16 protein-coding genes and 2 riboswitches are annotated in these 17,481 nt (G+C 41.5%); of the genes, 13 read left to right on the forward strand and 3 right to left on the reverse strand.

Going from position 1 to position 17,481, the window contains the following annotated elements:
* Positions 1-43: 43 nt before the first annotated feature.
* The 10 genes from C6347_RS00830 to bglH all read left to right on the forward strand — a co-directional run bounded on the left by C6347_RS00830 (position 44) and on the right by bglH (position 11,668).
* Positions 44-1,171, forward strand: coding sequence for a hypothetical protein (locus C6347_RS00830; RefSeq protein WP_106071293.1), 1,128 nt, complete (start codon positions 44-46; stop codon positions 1,169-1,171).
* A 56-nt stretch (positions 1,172-1,227) separates the two neighbouring features.
* Positions 1,228-1,331, forward strand: a riboswitch (TPP riboswitch).
* A gap of 87 nt (positions 1,332-1,418) precedes the next feature.
* Positions 1,419-2,105, forward strand: coding sequence for a thiaminase II (gene tenA, locus C6347_RS00835; protein ID WP_106048027.1), 687 nt, complete (start codon positions 1,419-1,421; stop codon positions 2,103-2,105).
* A complete protein-coding gene (locus C6347_RS00840; protein WP_034660488.1) occupies positions 2,102-2,701 on the forward strand; it encodes an ECF transporter S component in 600 nt (199 codons plus the stop codon). Before tenA ends, C6347_RS00840 begins: the two co-directional genes overlap by 4 nt.
* Positions 2,676-4,274, forward strand: a complete 1,599-nt coding sequence (locus C6347_RS00845) for an ABC transporter ATP-binding protein (protein WP_060597608.1) — start codon at positions 2,676-2,678, stop codon at positions 4,272-4,274. Before C6347_RS00840 ends, C6347_RS00845 begins: the two co-directional genes overlap by 26 nt.
* Positions 4,264-4,998 carry an energy-coupling factor transporter transmembrane component T family protein gene (locus C6347_RS00850; protein WP_106071294.1) on the forward strand — a complete coding sequence of 245 codons (735 nt, stop codon included), beginning with the start codon at positions 4,264-4,266 and terminating at the stop codon, positions 4,996-4,998. The genes C6347_RS00845 and C6347_RS00850 overlap by 11 nt, the downstream gene beginning before the upstream one ends.
* Before the next feature lie 533 nt (positions 4,999-5,531).
* Positions 5,532-5,987 carry a methyl-accepting chemotaxis protein gene (locus tag C6347_RS19580; protein ID WP_258395123.1) on the forward strand — a complete coding sequence of 152 codons (456 nt, stop codon included), beginning with the start codon at positions 5,532-5,534 and terminating at the stop codon, positions 5,985-5,987.
* A 171-nt stretch (positions 5,988-6,158) separates the two neighbouring features.
* The gene (locus C6347_RS00860; RefSeq protein ID WP_060597606.1) at positions 6,159-6,974 is read left to right on the forward strand and encodes a YwqG family protein; all 816 of its coding nucleotides are present in this window, start codon (positions 6,159-6,161) and stop codon (positions 6,972-6,974) included.
* A gap of 235 nt (positions 6,975-7,209) precedes the next feature.
* A complete protein-coding gene (licT, locus tag C6347_RS00865) occupies positions 7,210-8,043 on the forward strand; it encodes a BglG family transcription antiterminator LicT (protein ID WP_034660482.1) in 834 nt (277 codons plus the stop codon).
* A 327-nt stretch (positions 8,044-8,370) separates the two neighbouring features.
* Positions 8,371-10,278 carry a beta-glucoside-specific PTS transporter subunit IIABC gene (locus tag C6347_RS00870; protein WP_060597605.1) on the forward strand — a complete coding sequence of 636 codons (1,908 nt, stop codon included), beginning with the start codon at positions 8,371-8,373 and terminating at the stop codon, positions 10,276-10,278.
* Positions 10,250-11,668, forward strand: coding sequence for an aryl-phospho-beta-d-glucosidase (gene bglH / locus C6347_RS00875; RefSeq protein WP_106071295.1), 1,419 nt, complete (start codon positions 10,250-10,252; stop codon positions 11,666-11,668). Before C6347_RS00870 ends, bglH begins: the two co-directional genes overlap by 29 nt.
* Before the next feature lie 53 nt (positions 11,669-11,721).
* Here the strand turns inward: bglH and C6347_RS00880 are convergent, their stop codons facing one another.
* Complete coding sequence (locus C6347_RS00880; RefSeq protein ID WP_106071296.1) at positions 11,722-12,846, reverse strand: 5-methyltetrahydropteroyltriglutamate--homocysteine S-methyltransferase; 1,125 nt, start codon at positions 12,844-12,846, stop codon at positions 11,722-11,724.
* Between the two features lie 87 nt (positions 12,847-12,933).
* Positions 12,934-13,046, reverse strand: a riboswitch (SAM riboswitch).
* A 211-nt stretch (positions 13,047-13,257) separates the two neighbouring features.
* Between C6347_RS00880 and C6347_RS00885 the strand changes: the two genes are divergently transcribed.
* Positions 13,258-13,935, forward strand: coding sequence for a DUF3298 and DUF4163 domain-containing protein (locus tag C6347_RS00885; RefSeq protein WP_106071297.1), 678 nt, complete (start codon positions 13,258-13,260; stop codon positions 13,933-13,935).
* An 83-nt stretch (positions 13,936-14,018) separates the two neighbouring features.
* On the opposite strand, the gene C6347_RS00890 is transcribed toward C6347_RS00885, so the two are convergent.
* Entirely contained in the window at positions 14,019-14,198 is a 180-nt protein-coding gene (locus C6347_RS00890) for a hypothetical protein (RefSeq protein ID WP_003215411.1), read from the reverse strand.
* Positions 14,199-14,485: 287 nt separating this feature from the next.
* Entirely contained in the window at positions 14,486-15,718 is a 1,233-nt protein-coding gene (gene pepT, locus C6347_RS00895) for a peptidase T (RefSeq protein WP_034660475.1), read from the reverse strand.
* Between the two features lie 226 nt (positions 15,719-15,944).
* Between pepT and C6347_RS00900 the strand changes: the two genes are divergently transcribed.
* Together C6347_RS00900 and C6347_RS00905 are read left to right on the forward strand one after the other, a co-directional pair.
* Positions 15,945-16,268: a WXG100 family type VII secretion target gene (locus C6347_RS00900; protein ID WP_034660474.1), complete on the forward strand. Its 324-nt coding sequence runs from the start codon at positions 15,945-15,947 to the stop codon at positions 16,266-16,268.
* A gap of 4 nt (positions 16,269-16,272) precedes the next feature.
* Positions 16,273-17,469 (forward strand): DUF6861 domain-containing protein, encoded by a 1,197-nt coding sequence (locus tag C6347_RS00905; protein ID WP_034660741.1) that lies wholly within the window; start codon positions 16,273-16,275, stop codon positions 17,467-17,469.
* Positions 17,470-17,481 lie beyond the last annotated feature (12 nt).

Below are 17,481 nucleotides of genomic sequence, written 5' to 3' on the forward strand. Positions count from 1 at the left end.
TAACAGGGCAAAAAACCCAATTAAGGAAAAAGGGGATGTTCCTGTGAGAGCATTTTATGTGAAAATCACTGCAGCTTTATTGTCTATTTTACTCGTCACAACAGGTTTATTTTCACCAGCATTAAAAGCAGAAGAAACACCGAAATCAGATGGGAAATTGTCACCACTGACGGAAAAAGCCATTCAGCAAGTGCAAGAGTCGTTTTTGAAGCAGGATGAAGGAACCGCTATCCAACAGAAGCAACTGAAAAAATCTTTTAAAGTAGATAAGAAAAATGGAATCAGTATCAAACGAAAAGCCGCTAAAGATGGCAAGATGCGTACATCTGCCATTCGCTCCATTGATGGACTAGCAATCAACCAATCGGTTGTCTTATCAGAGGACGACCCAGTTGATTTATGGTTTTTAAGCACATCTTCACCTCAGGCACTCATCAGCCGGATTACCTCTTCAAATCCCGATTATTTCGTTCAATTATTTGTTGTTGATTATGAAACAGGACAAGCGTACCCGACAGACCTGATTCAGCCCGCAGGCAGTCTCCTTGGTTTGACCAATTTACCAGCAGGTGACTACGCATTCGGTATCACAAGCGGTGGAGATTTCGGAGACTCTTACACGTTACAGGTGAATGCAAAAAACCCGCCCAATTTCACAGGGGCTGTGTCCCTATCGTCAACCTTACAATACTTTGTAGCTGAGTATGCAAATGGGGATGTATTTGCCAATGGCGCAAAAGTATACAACAAGCAATCGAAGACAGCAGATTATGAATGGGAGCGTGTATTTTATTTCTCTTATGATGGTAAATACGAACAAAGAACCCATTCGATTTCAAGTGTAAAAGTGAAAAGCATTTCCGCTCCAGTGTCGTACTCAGCGCCTTATGCAAGCTCCTCAGAGGCCATTCTCGTCTACTTAGATGTGGAGACATTGTTTATGTACCATCAATCTTCATATGCAAGCGGTCAATATTACCACGATACCTTTGTAGATACACTTGGCAAGAAAACGCCAAGGTATTTAGATATTGATGATATGACAAATTACGGCGATCATATTTTAGCTGTTGATTTGAAAACAGGAAAGCCAATTGATTTCTTCAGTGTCCTTAATTTTTACTATGCCGCAGGGATCGAGAAGCTGCCAACGATCAAAACATTGAATTAAGAAAGGTGGTTGACATCAAATCACCACATGTGTAGAGTAAAGATAATTAAATGACAAAAGTCCACTAGGGGAGTCATGTATGACTGAGACAAGAAGAAATCTTGGACCCTTTGAACCTGATCTAGTTCGTACTAGCGGAGGGAAGTGGAGCTGGACCTTGTCTTATTCATGATTGAATCGATAAGAAGGCCGCTCCATTTGGGGTGGCTTTTTCATTTATTCAACTGAAGAAGAGGAGGCTTTTTTTATGACGTTTTCAGCGCAATTAAGAAAAGAAGCAGAAACATTATTTGAAGCCATTTATCAGCATCCGTTTGTCAGAGGCCTGGCAGCAGGAAAGCTGGAAAAGGAACAGATCATTCATTACGTCAAACAAGATGCAGAATACTTACATGCATTTATTAAAATTTATGCAGCGGCTCTAAGCAGATGTACAGACAAAGAAGATATTGCCTTTTTCCATCAACAGATTGCGTTTGTACTAGATAGTGAGACGCACCCTCATCAAAATCTTTGCCGAGTGGCAGGTGTATCGTATGATGAGCTCCAAGGAGCTTCATTGGCTCCGAGTGCTCATCACTATATTCATCACATGCTGCAAGTCGCCCAGGAAGGCACGCTTGGGGAAATCATTGCTGTCCTGCTTCCATGTCCTTGGACATATTGGGAAATTGGAAAACGAATGCTCTCAGACGTGCAGCCTGACCCGTCACATCCGTTTTATGAGTGGATCACGTTTTATGGAGGGTTAACCGACTCTATTACAGTGGAGCTTTGCAAGCGGCTCGATCAGCTGGCGGAAGGAGCAAGTGAGAAGGAAAAGGAAAAAATGAAACAGCACTTTATCTTAAGCTGTCAGCTTGAGTACAAGTTTTGGGAAATGGCGTTTACGGTGGAAGAGTGGCCAGTTCCATTGCAGGTGCATTCATCATGACATGGAAGATGAAAGAAGTCGTCCTTGCTGTCATTTTATCCGTTGCGTGCGGTGTCATCTATTTAGGATGGTCCACACTTTACTTACCAATTACAGCACTAGTTGGCCCAGCAGGAGGCAACATCATGTTTGGCATTTGGGTGATTGCCAGTCCAATCGTCGCGTATATCATCCAAAAGCCGGGAGCTGCCCTGATTGCAGAAACAGCCGCTGCCGCTGTGGAATTACTGACAGGCAGCCACTTTGGTCTTTCAGCCCTGCTGATTGGTGTATGCCAAGGGCTTGGGGCAGAAATCGCCTTTGCTCTTTTTGGTTATAAACGATATCGCATGTGGACACTGATGCTGTCAGGTGCCTTTGCAGCTGTTGGAGCAATGGCATATAGCCTCGTTGCAAATGGCTTTGGTTATTACACGCCTCAAGTTTTACTCATCACACTGATGACTCAAATCATCAGCGGGATGATACTGGGCGGATGCTTAGCGAAAGTTGTGGTCGACGCATTATCCAAAACCGGTGTACTGAATCAATATGCCATCATGAAAGAAAAACGAAACAAAGGTGAACAGCATGGATTCATTTCTCGCGTGCAATAATCTCACTGTCCGTTTTTATGAACAGCCTCAGCCTGTTTTGCATCAAATCTCTCTTTCCATTCAAAAAGGAGAAAAGGTGCTTATTTTAGGACCAAGCGGGAGCGGTAAATCCACACTCATTTCAGTTCTGGCTGGGATTATTCCAGAACATATGGAAGCTGACATGCAGGGCGAAGTGATATTGCAAAGACATACAGGCGTCATGTTTCAAGATCCTGATTCCCAGTTTTGTATGCACCGCGTCAATGAAGAAATTGCCTTTAGCTTAGAGAACCGTTCCGTCCCTCGTGAAGAGATGGATGACATCATTCAGCAGCTCATGCAAAAAGTCCAACTCGATGTCGATCCGAATACAGACATTCATACATTATCTGGCGGCATGAAGCAGCGATTGGCACTTGCTTGTTTACTAGCGTTAGAGCCAGATGTGCTGTTCTTTGATGAACCGACCGCACAGCTTGATCCAGCAGGCAGAATGGAGATATTTCAGCTTCTACAGCAGCTTGCAGGTGATCAGCGACAAACCATGATTTTTGTAGAGCATGTGCTAGATGGTGTCATCGAATGGATGGACCGGGTGATTTTATTAGACGATCAAGGCAGCATTTTAGCAGAGGGGCCTCCAAAAGATGTGTTCGCGACATATGAAGAAGAAATGAAAGAGGCAGGGATTTGGCGGCCGAAATTATTTCCCGAGAAATGGTCCACAATTATTCAAGACCCATTTCATCCAATGAGTCAAACGCTTATGCAAACCTTTGAAGCAAGAAAAGAGCAGCGTAAAAAAGTGCCGTCGACTGAGCGAGAGACCATCATTCGCACAGAAGATCTTCAATTAAGCTATGGAAAAAAAAGGATTATGAGTGACCTTCAGCTGGATATCAAAGCAGGGGATTGGGTGGCGATAATTGGGGAAAATGGAAGTGGGAAAAGCACATGTCTCAAACATTTAGTCCGTTTAGAGCCAATGAAAAAAGGCAGCATTTTCTTAAAAGAGACACCCCTCAAAAAGTGGTCTGACCGACGACTATATGAAAAAACAGGCTTTGTGTTTCAAAATCCGGAGCTTCAATTCATACAAGACACAGTCTACGATGAAATCGCATTTGGTGGAAGACAACGAAATTGGCCAGAATCCGTTGTGCAAGAAAAAACAGTTCAGCTATTGGAAGAGTTCGGTTTAGAGAAGCATGCAAAAGCGCATCCTTTCACCTTAAGCTTAGGTCAAAAAAGAAGATTGAGTGTGGCCACAATGCTCCTTTTTGATCAGGATGTACTATTGTTAGACGAACCGACTTTCGGGCAGGATGAAAGAACGGCGAAGGAATTAATGAGGCGTTTGAAAGAGCGTCAATGCCAAGGCACCACCATTTTGATGGTCACACATGATATGGACCTCGTCGATAAGTGTGCCGATCAAGTGCTTCTTTTTCACCAAGGAAAGCATGTGTATGATGGCACGCCTTATGATTTATTTTCAAATCAGGAACTTGTCGATGCTTATCAGCTGAGAGCCCCTTTGCATTATCGCTATGTGGCTGAAAGAAAGGACGTGCTGACGATTGCAAAGTAATCACTCCTTTCTTTCCAATGTGAATCCAGTCATCAAATTACTCGCTCATCTGCTTGCGATGTGTTGTCTCATGGCGATATCTGACCCTAAAACAACCTTCATCATCTGGCTGTTTGCACTTGGTATTGGACTTGTCTTAGGCGGATGGAATATGAAGTATCTTTTCACAAGACTTGTCCCTTATCTGCTCTTTTTTATTCTCGTATTTTGGATGATGGCGGCCTTTGGCAAGGGGGATCATACTGTTTGGAAGTGGGCATGGTTTCATATTACAGAGGAGAGTTTGAAAAATGGCCTTACCATTTCTTTCAGAATGCTTGGCTTTGTGACATTCGGTCTCCTTTTTACGTCCACAACAGATTTGACGGCCTTTATGATGAGCTTAATACATCAATGCCGAATGTCCCCAAAATGGGCATATGGGATGCTTGCCGGCTTCCGGTTTATCCCGTTATTTCAAAGTGAATTAAAGCAAATGAAGGCAGCACATAAAATCAGAGGCTATAAGCAAAAAAGCAGCTGGAAAGCCTTTATGCGTTATGCACTTCCTCTTTTTACGCAGGGCGTACGAAAATCAGAGCGCTTAGCGATTGCGATGGAAGCACGAGGTTTCACGGGGGCGAGGGAGCGGACGTATTATCATGTCATCAGCACTTCGTGGATCGACTATATGTATCTTTTGCTCATCGGTATCAGTGTCTTGATGTGCATGTCCTTTTTTTAAAAATACCCACATTCTATTGATAGAATGTGGGCTTTTTATATGTCTTAGGTCATTTGATTGATATTAGTGCACATTACAGGCTGTAATAGACCTTATAACGAACCGATAAAGAGGATGTACTGAGAAAAAGAGAGGATGAACGTGAGCGAATGTCACAGAGAATTGATAACATAATAGACGCTTTACCAATCATTGGACTAGCTATGAGAGAGCAACTAACCTTTTCTGTTTTAGGGAAAGAGAAGGTTCTTTATTATCAGCAACATGGGAACATTGACTTAGGGTTTAAAGCTGGGGACATAGTAGCTCCAGGGTTCGAAAACTTTTCTATGTTGAAAAATGGGAGAGAGCCATCGTTTATCCAAATTCCGAAAGAGGTATACGGGATTCCAATGGATATTGTAGCCGTTCCAATTAAAGATGAGACGGGTCAAGTAGTCGCTGCTTTCTGCGTGGCCTATGACCAGACCAATCAACAACGATTAGATCACATCATGACGGAGAGCAACCAAGCTTCCGAAAAACTAGTCGCAATGGTTCAGCAAGTTGCCGCACATTCAGAGGAACTACAAGCGACAAGTGAACAAATTCTACAAAACACGAAAACCACTGTAGAAAATTCCTCTAAAATCAATCAAGTGTCCAATCTTATAAAAGGTATCTCTGATCAAACGAACTTACTTGGACTCAACGCATCAATTGAAGCTGCAAGAGTAGGTGAAGCAGGAGCAGGCTTCGGAGTGGTCGCAACGGAAGTGAGAAAGCTGTCAACTCACGCCAAACAAGCGACGACGGATATTGAAACAGCGCTAAAAGATGTGCAGGGATCGATTAAAGGAATGGAAGAAGAAATAGCACAAATTGTCGCTTCCTCTGAGCATCAAGCAGAGCTTGTAGGCACGTTCACAAAAATTATTGAAGGTCTTCATGAAACAAATGAAACGATGAAATCACTGGCAGAAGACTTAGTGAACTATCAAGTGAAATAAAAAATACCGACCAAAACCTCCAGATGAATCGGAGGTTTTTTTACGTTTTAAGGTGGGCAAGTTGTTCGGATAATGACCGATTTATCGCTGACAGGCAGGGTACACTTCTGTATGATAGAAAAAGAGATACTAGTCTGGTCAGTAGACCTATTCATAAGGAGGAAGACCATCGTGACACAATCAGCGAAGCTGCAAGAAATAATAGCACCTTACCGTACAATGTTAGATCAAACTGAACAACCAATGATTCAATTACAGATGAAACAAGGAAAAACAGGACCATACGACAGCAAAATTGCAGGCGATCCTTACTTCCCAAAAAACGACGAATATCCAGTTGATGGTGAAGGGCACCCTATGAAGCTTTTGGCACAAATAAATTTTGGACAGCTGCCGAAGCTGAAGGATTATCCAGAAACAGGGCTTCTGCAAATTTTTATTTCTGTGCATGATGATCTTTATGGGATGAATATTGACCATAAAACAGAGCAAAAAAATTTTCGGATCAAATTTATTGAGGAACCTTTCTTGGCAGAAGAAGAGTTGTTGACTGATTTTTCTTTTGTGAAAATTCCTGATGATTTTTATTTTCCTGTGACAAAGGAAGGCGTCATTACAGGTGAACGATCAAGTGAAACGATTAGTGTAGAAGATTTCCGCTTTGAGAAAATCACAGGTAAGCGCAGCTGGGACCTATTCGAAGATGTAAAAGGCATTGATGGAGATGAAGCGGATGCCTTGCTAGATGAATTTCATGATGCAGCGAGTGGCTTTGGTCACAAATTGGGCGGATATCCAGGCTTTACACAAGAGGACCCGCGTACCTATGAAGACCAGGAACATACCGTTCTGTTATTACAAATCGATTCAGATGATGAAGTAGATCTGTTGTGGGGAGATTGCGGAATCGCCAACTTTTTTATCAAACCAGAAGACCTCAAACGAAAAAATTTCGAGAATGTCGTCTATAATTGGGATTGCTCCTAATTTTGTAAAAAACACTCTTTAAGCACTCTTTTTAGAGTGTTTTTGTGTATGTTTTTAGACTTTTTTGCCCCTATTTTGTCATTTTTGAGAGGTAATATGTCATTCTTTCTAGTTGACCGTATCAAAAAAAAATGTAAAATCATCTTAAAGTCCTCTTTTTTGAAGATAATAATAAAATGACATATCAATCTACAATGAGATGCTCGAAAAAGTGGAATGTACTGGGGGGTATCAATTGATCATTTCGAAAGTAATCAATAATAATGTGGTCAGTGCGTATGATGACGAGCAGCATGAGCTGGTCATTATGGGCAGAGGGATCGCTTTTCAAAAGAAAAGTGGAGATCCGATTGACGAAGAACGTATTGAAAAAGTATTTTCCATTCAAAATAAAGATATATCAGAAAAATTCAAAACCCTGCTTTATGATATTCCAATCGAGTATATGCAAGTGTGTGAGGCGATTATTGATCATGCGAGAACAACCCTTAATAAAAATTTGAATGACAGCATCTATGTGACGCTCACGGATCATATCACCTTTGCTATTGAACGTCATCAAAAAGGAATGGACATCAAAAATGCTTTGCTCTGGGAAATCAAGCGGTTGTACAAAGAAGAGTTCATGTGTGGTGTAGAAGCGATCCGGATTATTCAGGACAAGCTTAACATTCATCTTCCTGAGGATGAAGCCGGTTTTATTGCCATGCATATTGTCAATGCAGAGCTCAATGAAGAAATGCCAAACGTGATTCAAATTACCAAACTCATTCAAGATATTTTAAATATCGTCAAGTATCACTTTCAAATTGATTTAGACGAGGAATCATTAAATTATTTCCGTTTTGTCACGCATTTGAAGTTTTTTGGACAGCGTCTGTTTAACGAAACACAAATGGAAAATCAAAATGAATTCCTGTATGAAGTAGTAAAAGAAAAAAACACCGCAGCTTTTCAATGCGCTGAAAAAATTAACGATTATGTTCAAAAAGAATACAACCGAAGTCTCATAGAAGATGAGATGCTATATTTAACTTTGCATATCGACAGAGTGGTAAAAAGAAAATAAATTCAAAAAGAAAGCGTTGACATCATAAAATTAACATGATAATTTATAACTATAAACGAAATAACCCACAATCTTTTAGGATTGTTACTGGTCAAGCAGGCAAAACCTAAATCATTGTCCCTATCTTTGATAAGGCGTGATTTAGGTTTTTTTATATCTAAAGACTTATAAAAATTAAATAACGATCAATCGCTATGAAGGATTGTTACTGGTTAAGCAGGCAAAACCTAAATATCGATTAATGTCTGAATTGCTATTTCTCGGACATTAATGGATGTTTAGGTTTTTTCTATATCATGATTTAATCAACGATTGGAGGGTAATACAATGAACCACAAACAAACAGCAAAAGAAGTTCTAGAGCTTGTCGGCGGTGAAAAGAACGTCAAGCACGTCACGCATTGTATGACAAGACTTCGCTTCAACTTATACGATGAAGGCAAAGCGGATAAAGAGAAGCTGCAATCAACAGACGGCGTCATGGGTGTGAATCAAAGCGGAGGCCAATATCATGTCATTATCGGCAATGATGTTTCAAATGTCTATCAAGCGATGATTGCTGACTCAGGACTGTCAACAGATGTAAAGTCAGGCGGTACAGAAGAAGCATCAAAACAAAATGTGATATCAAAACTTTTCGATTTTATCTCTGGTGTCTTCACGCCGATTCTTCCAGCCATCGCTGGAGCCGGTATGATCAAAGGGATATTGGCACTCATGCTTACGTTCCAGTGGATATCAGATAAAAGCAGTACGTATGCAATTTTAACAGCCATCGGAGACGGAGCCTTTTACTTCTTACCGATTCTACTAGCTGTAAGCGTAGCCAAAAAACTTGGCACAAATCAGTATATTGCCGCTGCCATTGCAGCAGCCGCACTGCACCCGCAGTTAACTGCTTTACTGGGCGCGGGAAATACAGAATTTCTAGGCTTGCCAGTGGTTTCTGTTGTGTACTCTTCATCGGTGATTCCAATTCTACTCACCATCTGGCTCGGTTCATATGTTGAAAGATTTGCAGAAAAATATAGTCCGAAATCATTAAAGATCATCCTTGTTCCAACGGTCACACTTCTTGTCGTTGTACCAATTATGCTCATCGCTGTTGGACCGCTTGGTGGGATTATCGGAAATGGTCTTTCAGGTGGAATTGATTTATTGTTTAAACATGCAGGTATTTTGGCCGGACTCTTGATCGGCGGCTTCATGTCACCATTGATCATTACGGGTATGCACTATGCACTACTTCCAATCATGATCAACAACATTACGTTAAACGGTTTTGACTACATTCTCCCAATGATGTTTGTAGCGAATATGGCCCAAGCAGGCGCAGCATTCGGTGTCTTCTTGAGATCAAAAAACAAAACTTTCAAATCATTGGCGATGTCTACAAGTATCACAGCATTAATGGGTATTACTGAACCTGCTATGTATGGTGTGAACATGCGATTGAAAAAACCGTTCTTTGCAGCCCTCATTGGTGCAGCAGCAGGCGGCGTGTTCATGTCGATCTTTAAAGTAAAATCATATGTGGTGTCGGGATCAGCAGGTATTCCAGGTATCCCAACATTCGTTGGCCCAACATTTGTCTACTCTATCATTGGATTGGTCATCGGTTTTGTTGTAGCAACCATCATGACACTTGTTCTAGGGTTCAAAGATGTACCAGTGAAAGATGATACAAAGGCAGACAAACCAGAAGAGAAGAAAGATACAGCAACGCTTCAAAATGAAGTGGTACAAAGCCCGCTTGAAGGTCAACTAAAGCCGCTAAATCAAGTCAATGATGCAACATTCTCTAATGAAATCATGGGTAAAGGTGCAGCCATTGTCCCAACAGTTGGACGTGTTGTAGCACCGTTCAACGGTAAGGTTGAAACCATTTTTCAAACGAAACATGCCATTGGCTTAAAGAGTGACCAAGGCACAGAGCTTCTCATCCATGTTGGAATTGATACGGTGAAGCTCGGCGGAAAACATTTCACAAGTCATGTAGAGTCAGGTGATCTTGTTCAAGCAGGAGATGTGCTCGTTGAATTTGATATCGAGGGCATTCAGCAAGAAGGCTATGATGTCACCACACCAATTATTGTGACCAACACAAACGATTTTGCACAAGTTGATGCGAAAACAGAAGGCACGATTTCAGTACAAGAGACACTGCTCACAGTCAGTGTAGAAGAAAATGAGGAGGGCATTCAACATGAACAAGTTAGAAAAAACATTTCCTAAAGGTTTTTTATGGGGCGGCGCTGTTGCGGGCAACCAAATTGAAGGTGCTTATAATAAAGATGGAAAAGGCTTATCGACAGCTGATGTATCACCACACGGGATTATGCATCCATTCGATGAATCAATGAAAGACTTGAACTTATATCATGATGCGATTGACTTCTACCATCGCTATAAAGAAGATATTGCACTCTTTGCAGAAATGGGATTCAAATGCTTCAGACTATCCATTTCTTGGCCGCGTATTTTCCCAAATGGCGACGATGCTGAACCAAATGAAGCAGGCCTTGCTTTTTATGACAGAGTATTTGATGAACTGCATAAACATGGAATTGAACCAGTTGTCACGATTTCTCATTATGAAATGCCGCTTGCACTTGTGAAAAACTACGGCGGTTGGAGAAACCGTAAGCTTGTCGATCTTTATGAAACATACGCGAAAACGTTGTTTACTCGCTATAAAGACAAAGTGAAATATTGGATGACCTTTAATGAAATCAACGTCGTGTTACATGCGCCTTTCACTGGCGGCGGACTTGTATTTGAAGAGGATGATGACGAGAAAAGCATTCAATATCAAGCAGCGCATCACCAATTTGTTGCAAGTGCTTTAGCTGTCAAAGCAGGACACGAAATCATTCCTGATGCGAAAATCGGCTGTATGATTGCAGCGATGACGACTTATCCGTACAGCTCAAGACCAGAAGATATGTTTGCTGCAATGGATCAGGATCGTAAAACATTGTTCTTCTCAGATGTACAGGCAAGAGGCTACTACCCAGGTTACATGAAACGATACTTCCGCGAAAATGGAATTCATATTGAGTTCCAAGATGGTGATGAAGACATCCTAAGAAACCATACAGTGGACTATATTGGCTTCAGCTATTATATGAGTTTTGTGACAAGTACAGATCCAGAGGTTCTTGGACAAGTTACTGGTGGTAACCTATTTGAAGGCGTGAAAAACCCTTATCTAGAAGCAAGTGATTGGGGCTGGCAAATTGATCCAAAAGGACTTCGTACAACACTAAACCAGCTATATGACCGCTACCAAAAACCATTGTTTATTGTAGAAAATGGATTGGGAGCTGTCGATCAAGTAGAAGAAGACGGATCCATTCAAGACGATTACCGAATTGATTACCTCAGAAGTCATTTGCTAGAGGCGAGAGAAGCCATTGCAGATGGAGTAGACTTGATGGGTTATACAAGCTGGGGCCCAATTGACCTTGTCAGCGCATCAACAGCTGAAATGAAAAAGCGCTACGGCTTCATATATGTTGACCGTGATAACGAAGGAAAAGGTACATTAGATAGAAAGAAAAAGAAAAGCTTTGATTGGTATAAACAAGTGATTGCGACAAATGGTGATCATTTAGATGCATAAAAGAAAAAGACAAACCGTTCATACTGCGGTTTGTCTTTTTTTCGTCAAGGGGACTATGAAGTCCACACTTGATCTGCAATCTCAATCACATGACGCAGCTTCTCCCATTGCTGCTCTTCTGTTAACAGATTGCCTTCCTCCGTTGAGGCGAACCCGCATTGCGGACTCAAGCAAATCTGGTTAATGTCGACATATTGAGCCGCTTCCTCGATCCGTTTTTTAATCTGTTCAGCCGGCTCAAGCTCACCATATTTTGAAGTGACAAGCCCTAGTACGATTTGGAGGTTTGGGTTCTTCACATAGCGTAGGGGTTCAAAACCGCCAGAACGATCGTCGTCGAATTCTAAAAAGAGACCATCCAGATCTAAGCCGGCGAAAATTGTTTCTGCCGCTGCTTCATAACCGCCTTCAGCTGCCCACGTCGATTTAAAGTTACCACGACAAATGTGCATAGTGATCACCAAATCCTCTGGACGATCGGCAACCGCTTCATTGATTGTTTTCGCAAATGACTCACGAAGTTCATCTTCTTCTCGGCCAAAGGCTTTGATTTGTTCATGCCCTTTTTCAGAAAAGAACACCGCCCATGCTGTATCATCCAACTGTAAGTAGCGGCAGCCTGCATCATAAAAAGCACGGATGGCTTTCTTATACGCCTGTGCCACATCATGGTGGAATGCCTCTAGGCTGTCGTATACTCCTTCTTCAAGTTTTCCACGGAAAAAGAGCATATTCGGACTTGGAATCGTCATTTTAGCCGTATGATCACCAGCGATGCTTTGAAGGAAACGGTAATCCTCTAGCATTGGATGATCTGTAAAGTCAATCTTGTCCGTTACCTTGATGCCACGCGCTTTTGTTGTCGTATTGTGGAATTGAATACCTTGATCCGCTTCAAATCCTTCGACCCCATCTAATCCCTCAAGAAAGTCAAAATGCCACCATGCACGTCTGAATTCTCCATCTGTGACAACCTCTAATCCAATTTCTTTTTGCTTCTCCACAATGCGTGTAATTTCTTCATTTTCAATTTGTCGGAGCTGCTCTGCTGTCAGCGTACCGTCTGCCTTTTGCTTGCGTGCTTCCTTGATACGTTCTGAACGAAGTAAGCTGCCTACTTGATCTGCGCGAAATGGCGGTTTCGTTGTTTTCTTTCCAATGGTTTGTACTTGTGTCATGCTGAATCCCTTCTTTCTACAGGTTAAAAATCAAATAAAAAAGCTCTTCCTTGGATAAGGAAGAGCATCATATACTGAGAGAACTCTGCCTTATCTTCAAACAAGCATCTGCTTGTTTAAGGAATTAGCACCATTCTGTTCCGAGGAACAGCGGTTGCCGGGTTTCACAGGGCCAGTCCCTCCACCACTCTTAATAAGGTTACCTTTTGATTCAATTTTCTTAATAAACATAATTATTCAACTTTTTCGAGAGAAAGTCAATGGTTTTTACTGTTTAATTTTCTACATAAACAAATAATGGTAAACAAACCCGAAGTGGAAAAAGGAAGAATAATATGGAAAAAGTGCTTCTTTTGGTTCTTTTGTCATGGTATACTCAATTGGTAATAGACAAAAATGGGGGTTTTTACTATGACAATGAAAAAAGGCCTAATAATCAGCCTGCTCATTTTTTCGCTGATTGTTTCGTTGTTTGCGCCAGTTGGATCTGCGGATGCCAAACAAGCAAAAAAAGCAAAAGTAAGTACGCACTATTATAAAAAGAAAAAAACATTCAAATATGCACAGGTGAAAAACCTAAGCAAGGCGCATATGAAAACCATCAATCGTGATTTAAAAGAAGATATCGCATTCTCTTATTCTACGTACTTGTTCTTAAAGGACGAAGCGAAAAAGGAAGGCTTTGGGAAGATCACGTACGAAAGATCGTTTAAAACGAAATTTAACAATGGGAAGAAGCTCAGTATCTTAAACTATGACTACATGAATGATGGTGGAATGCATGGGGATACGATGGTTTCCAGCATGAACTATGTGTTAACAAAGAAAAAGACAAAGCAGCTGTTCTTGACAGACGTTGTGAAAACAAAGAAAAAACGTACGAAAGTAAGAGATTATATTTATAACTACACAAAGAAACATAAAAGCAAATTCTATGCGAACCTGAAAAAAAGTGACATTGAAATCAACTACAACACGCAGTATTACTTCACGAAAAAGGGAATTGCTGTTGTCTTCCAGCCATATGAAATTTCACCTTATTATGTAGGAATTCCTATGATTCAAGTTCCTGCGAAGGTATATAAATAAAAAGAAAAACGGCCAATGAATCTGGTCGTTTTTTGTTATTTACTCAAACAAAAAGAGCCCCTCATGAGGCTCTCTCTTTAGATTTATACTTGTTTAGGTGCATCATTTAGTGGATGACGGCGTTTTCCGTTGTAGTGGCGGCGCATACGAAAGATTTCAAACTCCGAAAGCTCTGCGCTTTTTCGTTTTGGTGTGCGGTTATCTTTTTTGAAAGAGAATAGTAAGTAGCAGCAAAGTGAAGCGATAATCAATAAAATCATCATATGACATTCCTCCAATTCATCCTATTCTTTAGTGTAGACAGGGTGAGTGATGTTTATAACTGAAAATAAGCAGCAGAATCGGTTTAGTTCTTAAGGTTTAGTCGATCTGCTAATTTAGGTCTAAAATACTGGTTGTTTTTAACTATTATATTTCCAGTTATTGCACTCGTCAAGAAGAATTTTTCTGGTGTTGTCTCTATTAGTACGAAAAAGTGTCATAAAAGTTTCAGAAAATTGTAAACTTTTATTAAAAAACCGTTCCCGAACAGGAACGGTTGTAAACATATCTATGCTTTTTCTTCAAATAAACGTGCGATTTCAACGATGACTTCTGTTGCTTTCACCATGTTCTCGACAGAAATAAATTCATATTTACCGTGGAAGTTTTCCCCGCCAGTAAAGATGTTTGGCGTTGGAAGACCTTTATATGAAAGCTGGGAGCCATCTGTACCGCCGCGGATCGGTTCGATCACAGGTGTCACTGAACGGTTTTCCATTGCTTCATGGGCAATATCCACAATATGTTTCACCGGCTCAATTTTTTCTCTCATATTATAATATTGATCTTGAATGCTGAGATTTATGCTGTTTTCTCCGTAGATGGCTTTTAAGTCATTTGCTATTTTTTCAAATAGTGCTTTGCGATCGTTAAATTTGTCTTTATCAAAATCACGAATAATATATTGCAGCTCTGCTTCTTCGACTTCTCCTACAAACTTCGTGAGATGGAAAAATCCTTCGTAGCCTTCTGTGTATTCCGGAGATTCATCAGAAGGGAGCTTGTTGTGGAAGAGCATCCCAATCTTCGCAGCGCTGACCATTTTGTCTTTTGCTGTCCCTGGGTGGACGTTGTTTCCTTTAATTGATACTTTCGCACCTGCTGCGTTGAAGCTTTCATATTGCAGCTCCCCGAGCGGTCCTCCGTCAATTGTATAAGCATAGGAAGCGCCAAAGGCATCAACATCAAATTTGTGCGGCCCTCTGCCAATTTCTTCATCTGGTGTAAAGGCGACGCGAATTTTTCCATGCTTGATTTCTGGATGCTCAATCAAGTAATGCATAGCGGTCATAATTTCTGCGATACCTGCTTTGTTATCTGCACCAAGCAGGGTCGTACCATCTGTTGTGATCAGCGTATGTCCTTGATATTTTTGTAAATTTGGAAACTGTGCTGGAGATAAAACGATATGTAGATTTTCATTTAAGGTGATGTCGCCGCCTTGATAGTTTTCATGAAGCTGCGGTTTCACATTCTTGCCGGTGAAGTCAGTGGCTGTGTCGATATGAGCCAGGAAGCCAATGGTCGGCACGTCTTTGTCAGTGTTAGACGGGATCGTTCCCATGACATAGCCGTTTTCATCCATTGTCACTTCTTGAATCCCGATGGACTTCATCTCTTCAACTAGCTGTCTCGCTAGGTTCAACTGTCCTTCAGTAGATGGGCAGCTTTCCTTTTCTGCATCTGACTGCGTATCTACCTTCACATAATTTGTGAAACGCTGAATCATTTCCTTTTTCATCTATACGTCACTCCTTTTGTAGAATACGTCCATTTTATCACGTCTTGAATGCGCTTCATAACAAGAAAGGTTTTCTCTGGCAATTAGAGAGTAAAAAGACCTACTTTCATTAGGTGGTGTGTTGAATGGTTCTTTAGGGTGATTTTTTTGGGTGTCTTTTTATTTATAATGAGGACATATAAAATCATCCATTTGTACGTTAAATTGGGAGAAAGGGGTGCGAAAGTTGGATTCTAGTCAAACGCTGGCACTCGCTCAAAAGTTTCAGGAAGCAGCTGATGAGATTCGGCAGTCAAAGCAGCTGCTGGAGAATCGGCTGAAGGCAGTAGGATCAGGCTGGCAGGGAGAAGCAAGGAATAAATTTGATCAAAGCTTTGAGGAAACAACGTCACGCTATGATCAATTTGAAAAGGACTTGCTTGAAACAAGTCAGGAACTGCGCGACGCAGCGGTCAAAATCGAGGAACGGAAAGCTGAAATTGCCAGAATGGAAGAGCTTGAGCGAAAGAGAAGAGAAGAACGGAGAGAAAGAAATCGAGAAGGGAGATGATGTGATGGCACGTGACATTGTGGTTGATCCAGATCAGCTGACAGGACTGGCGAATGATGTTGTAGGCGAATTGTCTGTCATTGAAACGAAGCACCGCGATTTACATAGTGAACTGGATGGTCTCATTTTAGGCTGTGATCCTCGGTATAGAAGCTGTTTTTCAGGTGTCGGGGATGCATGGGGAGCAGGACAAGCATTGATCAGTAAATTGAGCAGTGATGATATTGCGATTCGTCATGCAAAAGATAAAATGGTCGAAGCAGACGATATTTTACGGAAAATGTACAGCATCTATGATCAATATGGTACACTCACGAGCTTAGCTGGTATTGTGATGATGCAGGCGAAATACTACGGGCTTGGGATGACGACCTTCATTAAAGACAATGGCCGGTATGCAGCGCAGCATTCAAAGCTGCTGCTTGATCTGACCAGCCGGGTAGAAGGAACGAGATTTGACCGGTTAGCAAGGATTTGGCTGAGTAAAAAAGAATTATTAAAACGATCAAACTGGTCGATGGCTGATTTGGTCCATAAGAAATTCACAAAATTTTATCCTGACGATACAGTTGCATTCACGAATAGTGTCCGTGACTTTACAAAAGGAAGTATCAATTGGAAGGACACGGCTGCGATCAAGTCTGTTTTGAAAAATGGATCAAGATTCGCCAAAGGAAATGCCATCATTGCAACGGTTGTCACTGGTGCAACGGAAACGGTCGGCTGTGGATTGAAAATTGCCGAGAACTATGCAGAATTCGGTGATCAGCCAGAAGTCCTTAAGCGTGAAAATGCGAAGGCTGTTGGAAATGCAGTGAACAATACGGTCTTTATCGCTGGCGGGTCTGTCGCAGGTGCCGTTGTCGGAGGAGCTCTAGGAAGTTTTGCAGGACCGATTGGAACCGTTGTCGGAGGAGCCATTGGTTCAGCAGTCGGTGGATTTATAGGAGAAAAAGTCGCCAAGCTGACATCAGGCTTTGCTGAGCAGGTTGCAGTGAAATTAAAGGACCCAATTCATGCGGTCGTGGATAAAGGGAAACAAGCATTCGAGCTGGCGGGTCAAGGTGTGAAAGCAGTCAATGACACCATTGATCAGGCAAATCAGGTGATACATAAAGGGATAGAAAAAACAAAAGAAACCGCAGATTCGCTCATTAAAGGTGCAGGCGATTTCTTTAAGGGTGCATTTTCTTTTGGATAAGGAGAGATCAAG

It is taken from the genome of Bacillus sp. NMTD17 (genome assembly GCF_002998735.1).
GTDB lineage: Bacteria > Bacillota > Bacilli > Bacillales > Bacillaceae > Bacillus.

Excerpts from the sequence above, each read along its gene's own strand:
- C6347_RS00840 (WP_034660488.1), top strand. The coding sequence starts at position 2,102 with ATGACATGGAAGATGAAAGAAGTCGTCCTTGCTGTCATTTTATCCGTT.
- C6347_RS00845 (WP_060597608.1), top strand. The coding sequence starts at position 2,676 with ATGGATTCATTTCTCGCGTGCAATAATCTCACTGTCCGTTTTTATGAA.
- C6347_RS00885 (WP_106071297.1), top strand. The coding sequence starts at position 13,258 with ATGACAATGAAAAAAGGCCTAATAATCAGCCTGCTCATTTTTTCGCTG.
- C6347_RS19580 (WP_258395123.1), top strand. The coding sequence starts at position 5,532 with ATGGTTCAGCAAGTTGCCGCACATTCAGAGGAACTACAAGCGACAAGT.
- tenA (WP_106048027.1), top strand. The coding sequence starts at position 1,419 with ATGACGTTTTCAGCGCAATTAAGAAAAGAAGCAGAAACATTATTTGAA.
- C6347_RS00880 (WP_106071296.1), bottom strand. The coding sequence starts at position 12,846 with ATGACACAAGTACAAACCATTGGAAAGAAAACAACGAAACCGCCATTT.
- C6347_RS00870 (WP_060597605.1), top strand. The coding sequence starts at position 8,371 with ATGAACCACAAACAAACAGCAAAAGAAGTTCTAGAGCTTGTCGGCGGT.
- bglH (WP_106071295.1), top strand. The coding sequence starts at position 10,250 with ATGAACAAGTTAGAAAAAACATTTCCTAAAGGTTTTTTATGGGGCGGC.
- pepT (WP_034660475.1), bottom strand. The coding sequence starts at position 15,718 with ATGAAAAAGGAAATGATTCAGCGTTTCACAAATTATGTGAAGGTAGAT.
- C6347_RS00905 (WP_034660741.1), top strand. The coding sequence starts at position 16,273 with ATGGCACGTGACATTGTGGTTGATCCAGATCAGCTGACAGGACTGGCG.
- C6347_RS00890 (WP_003215411.1), bottom strand. The coding sequence starts at position 14,198 with ATGATGATTTTATTGATTATCGCTTCACTTTGCTGCTACTTACTATTC.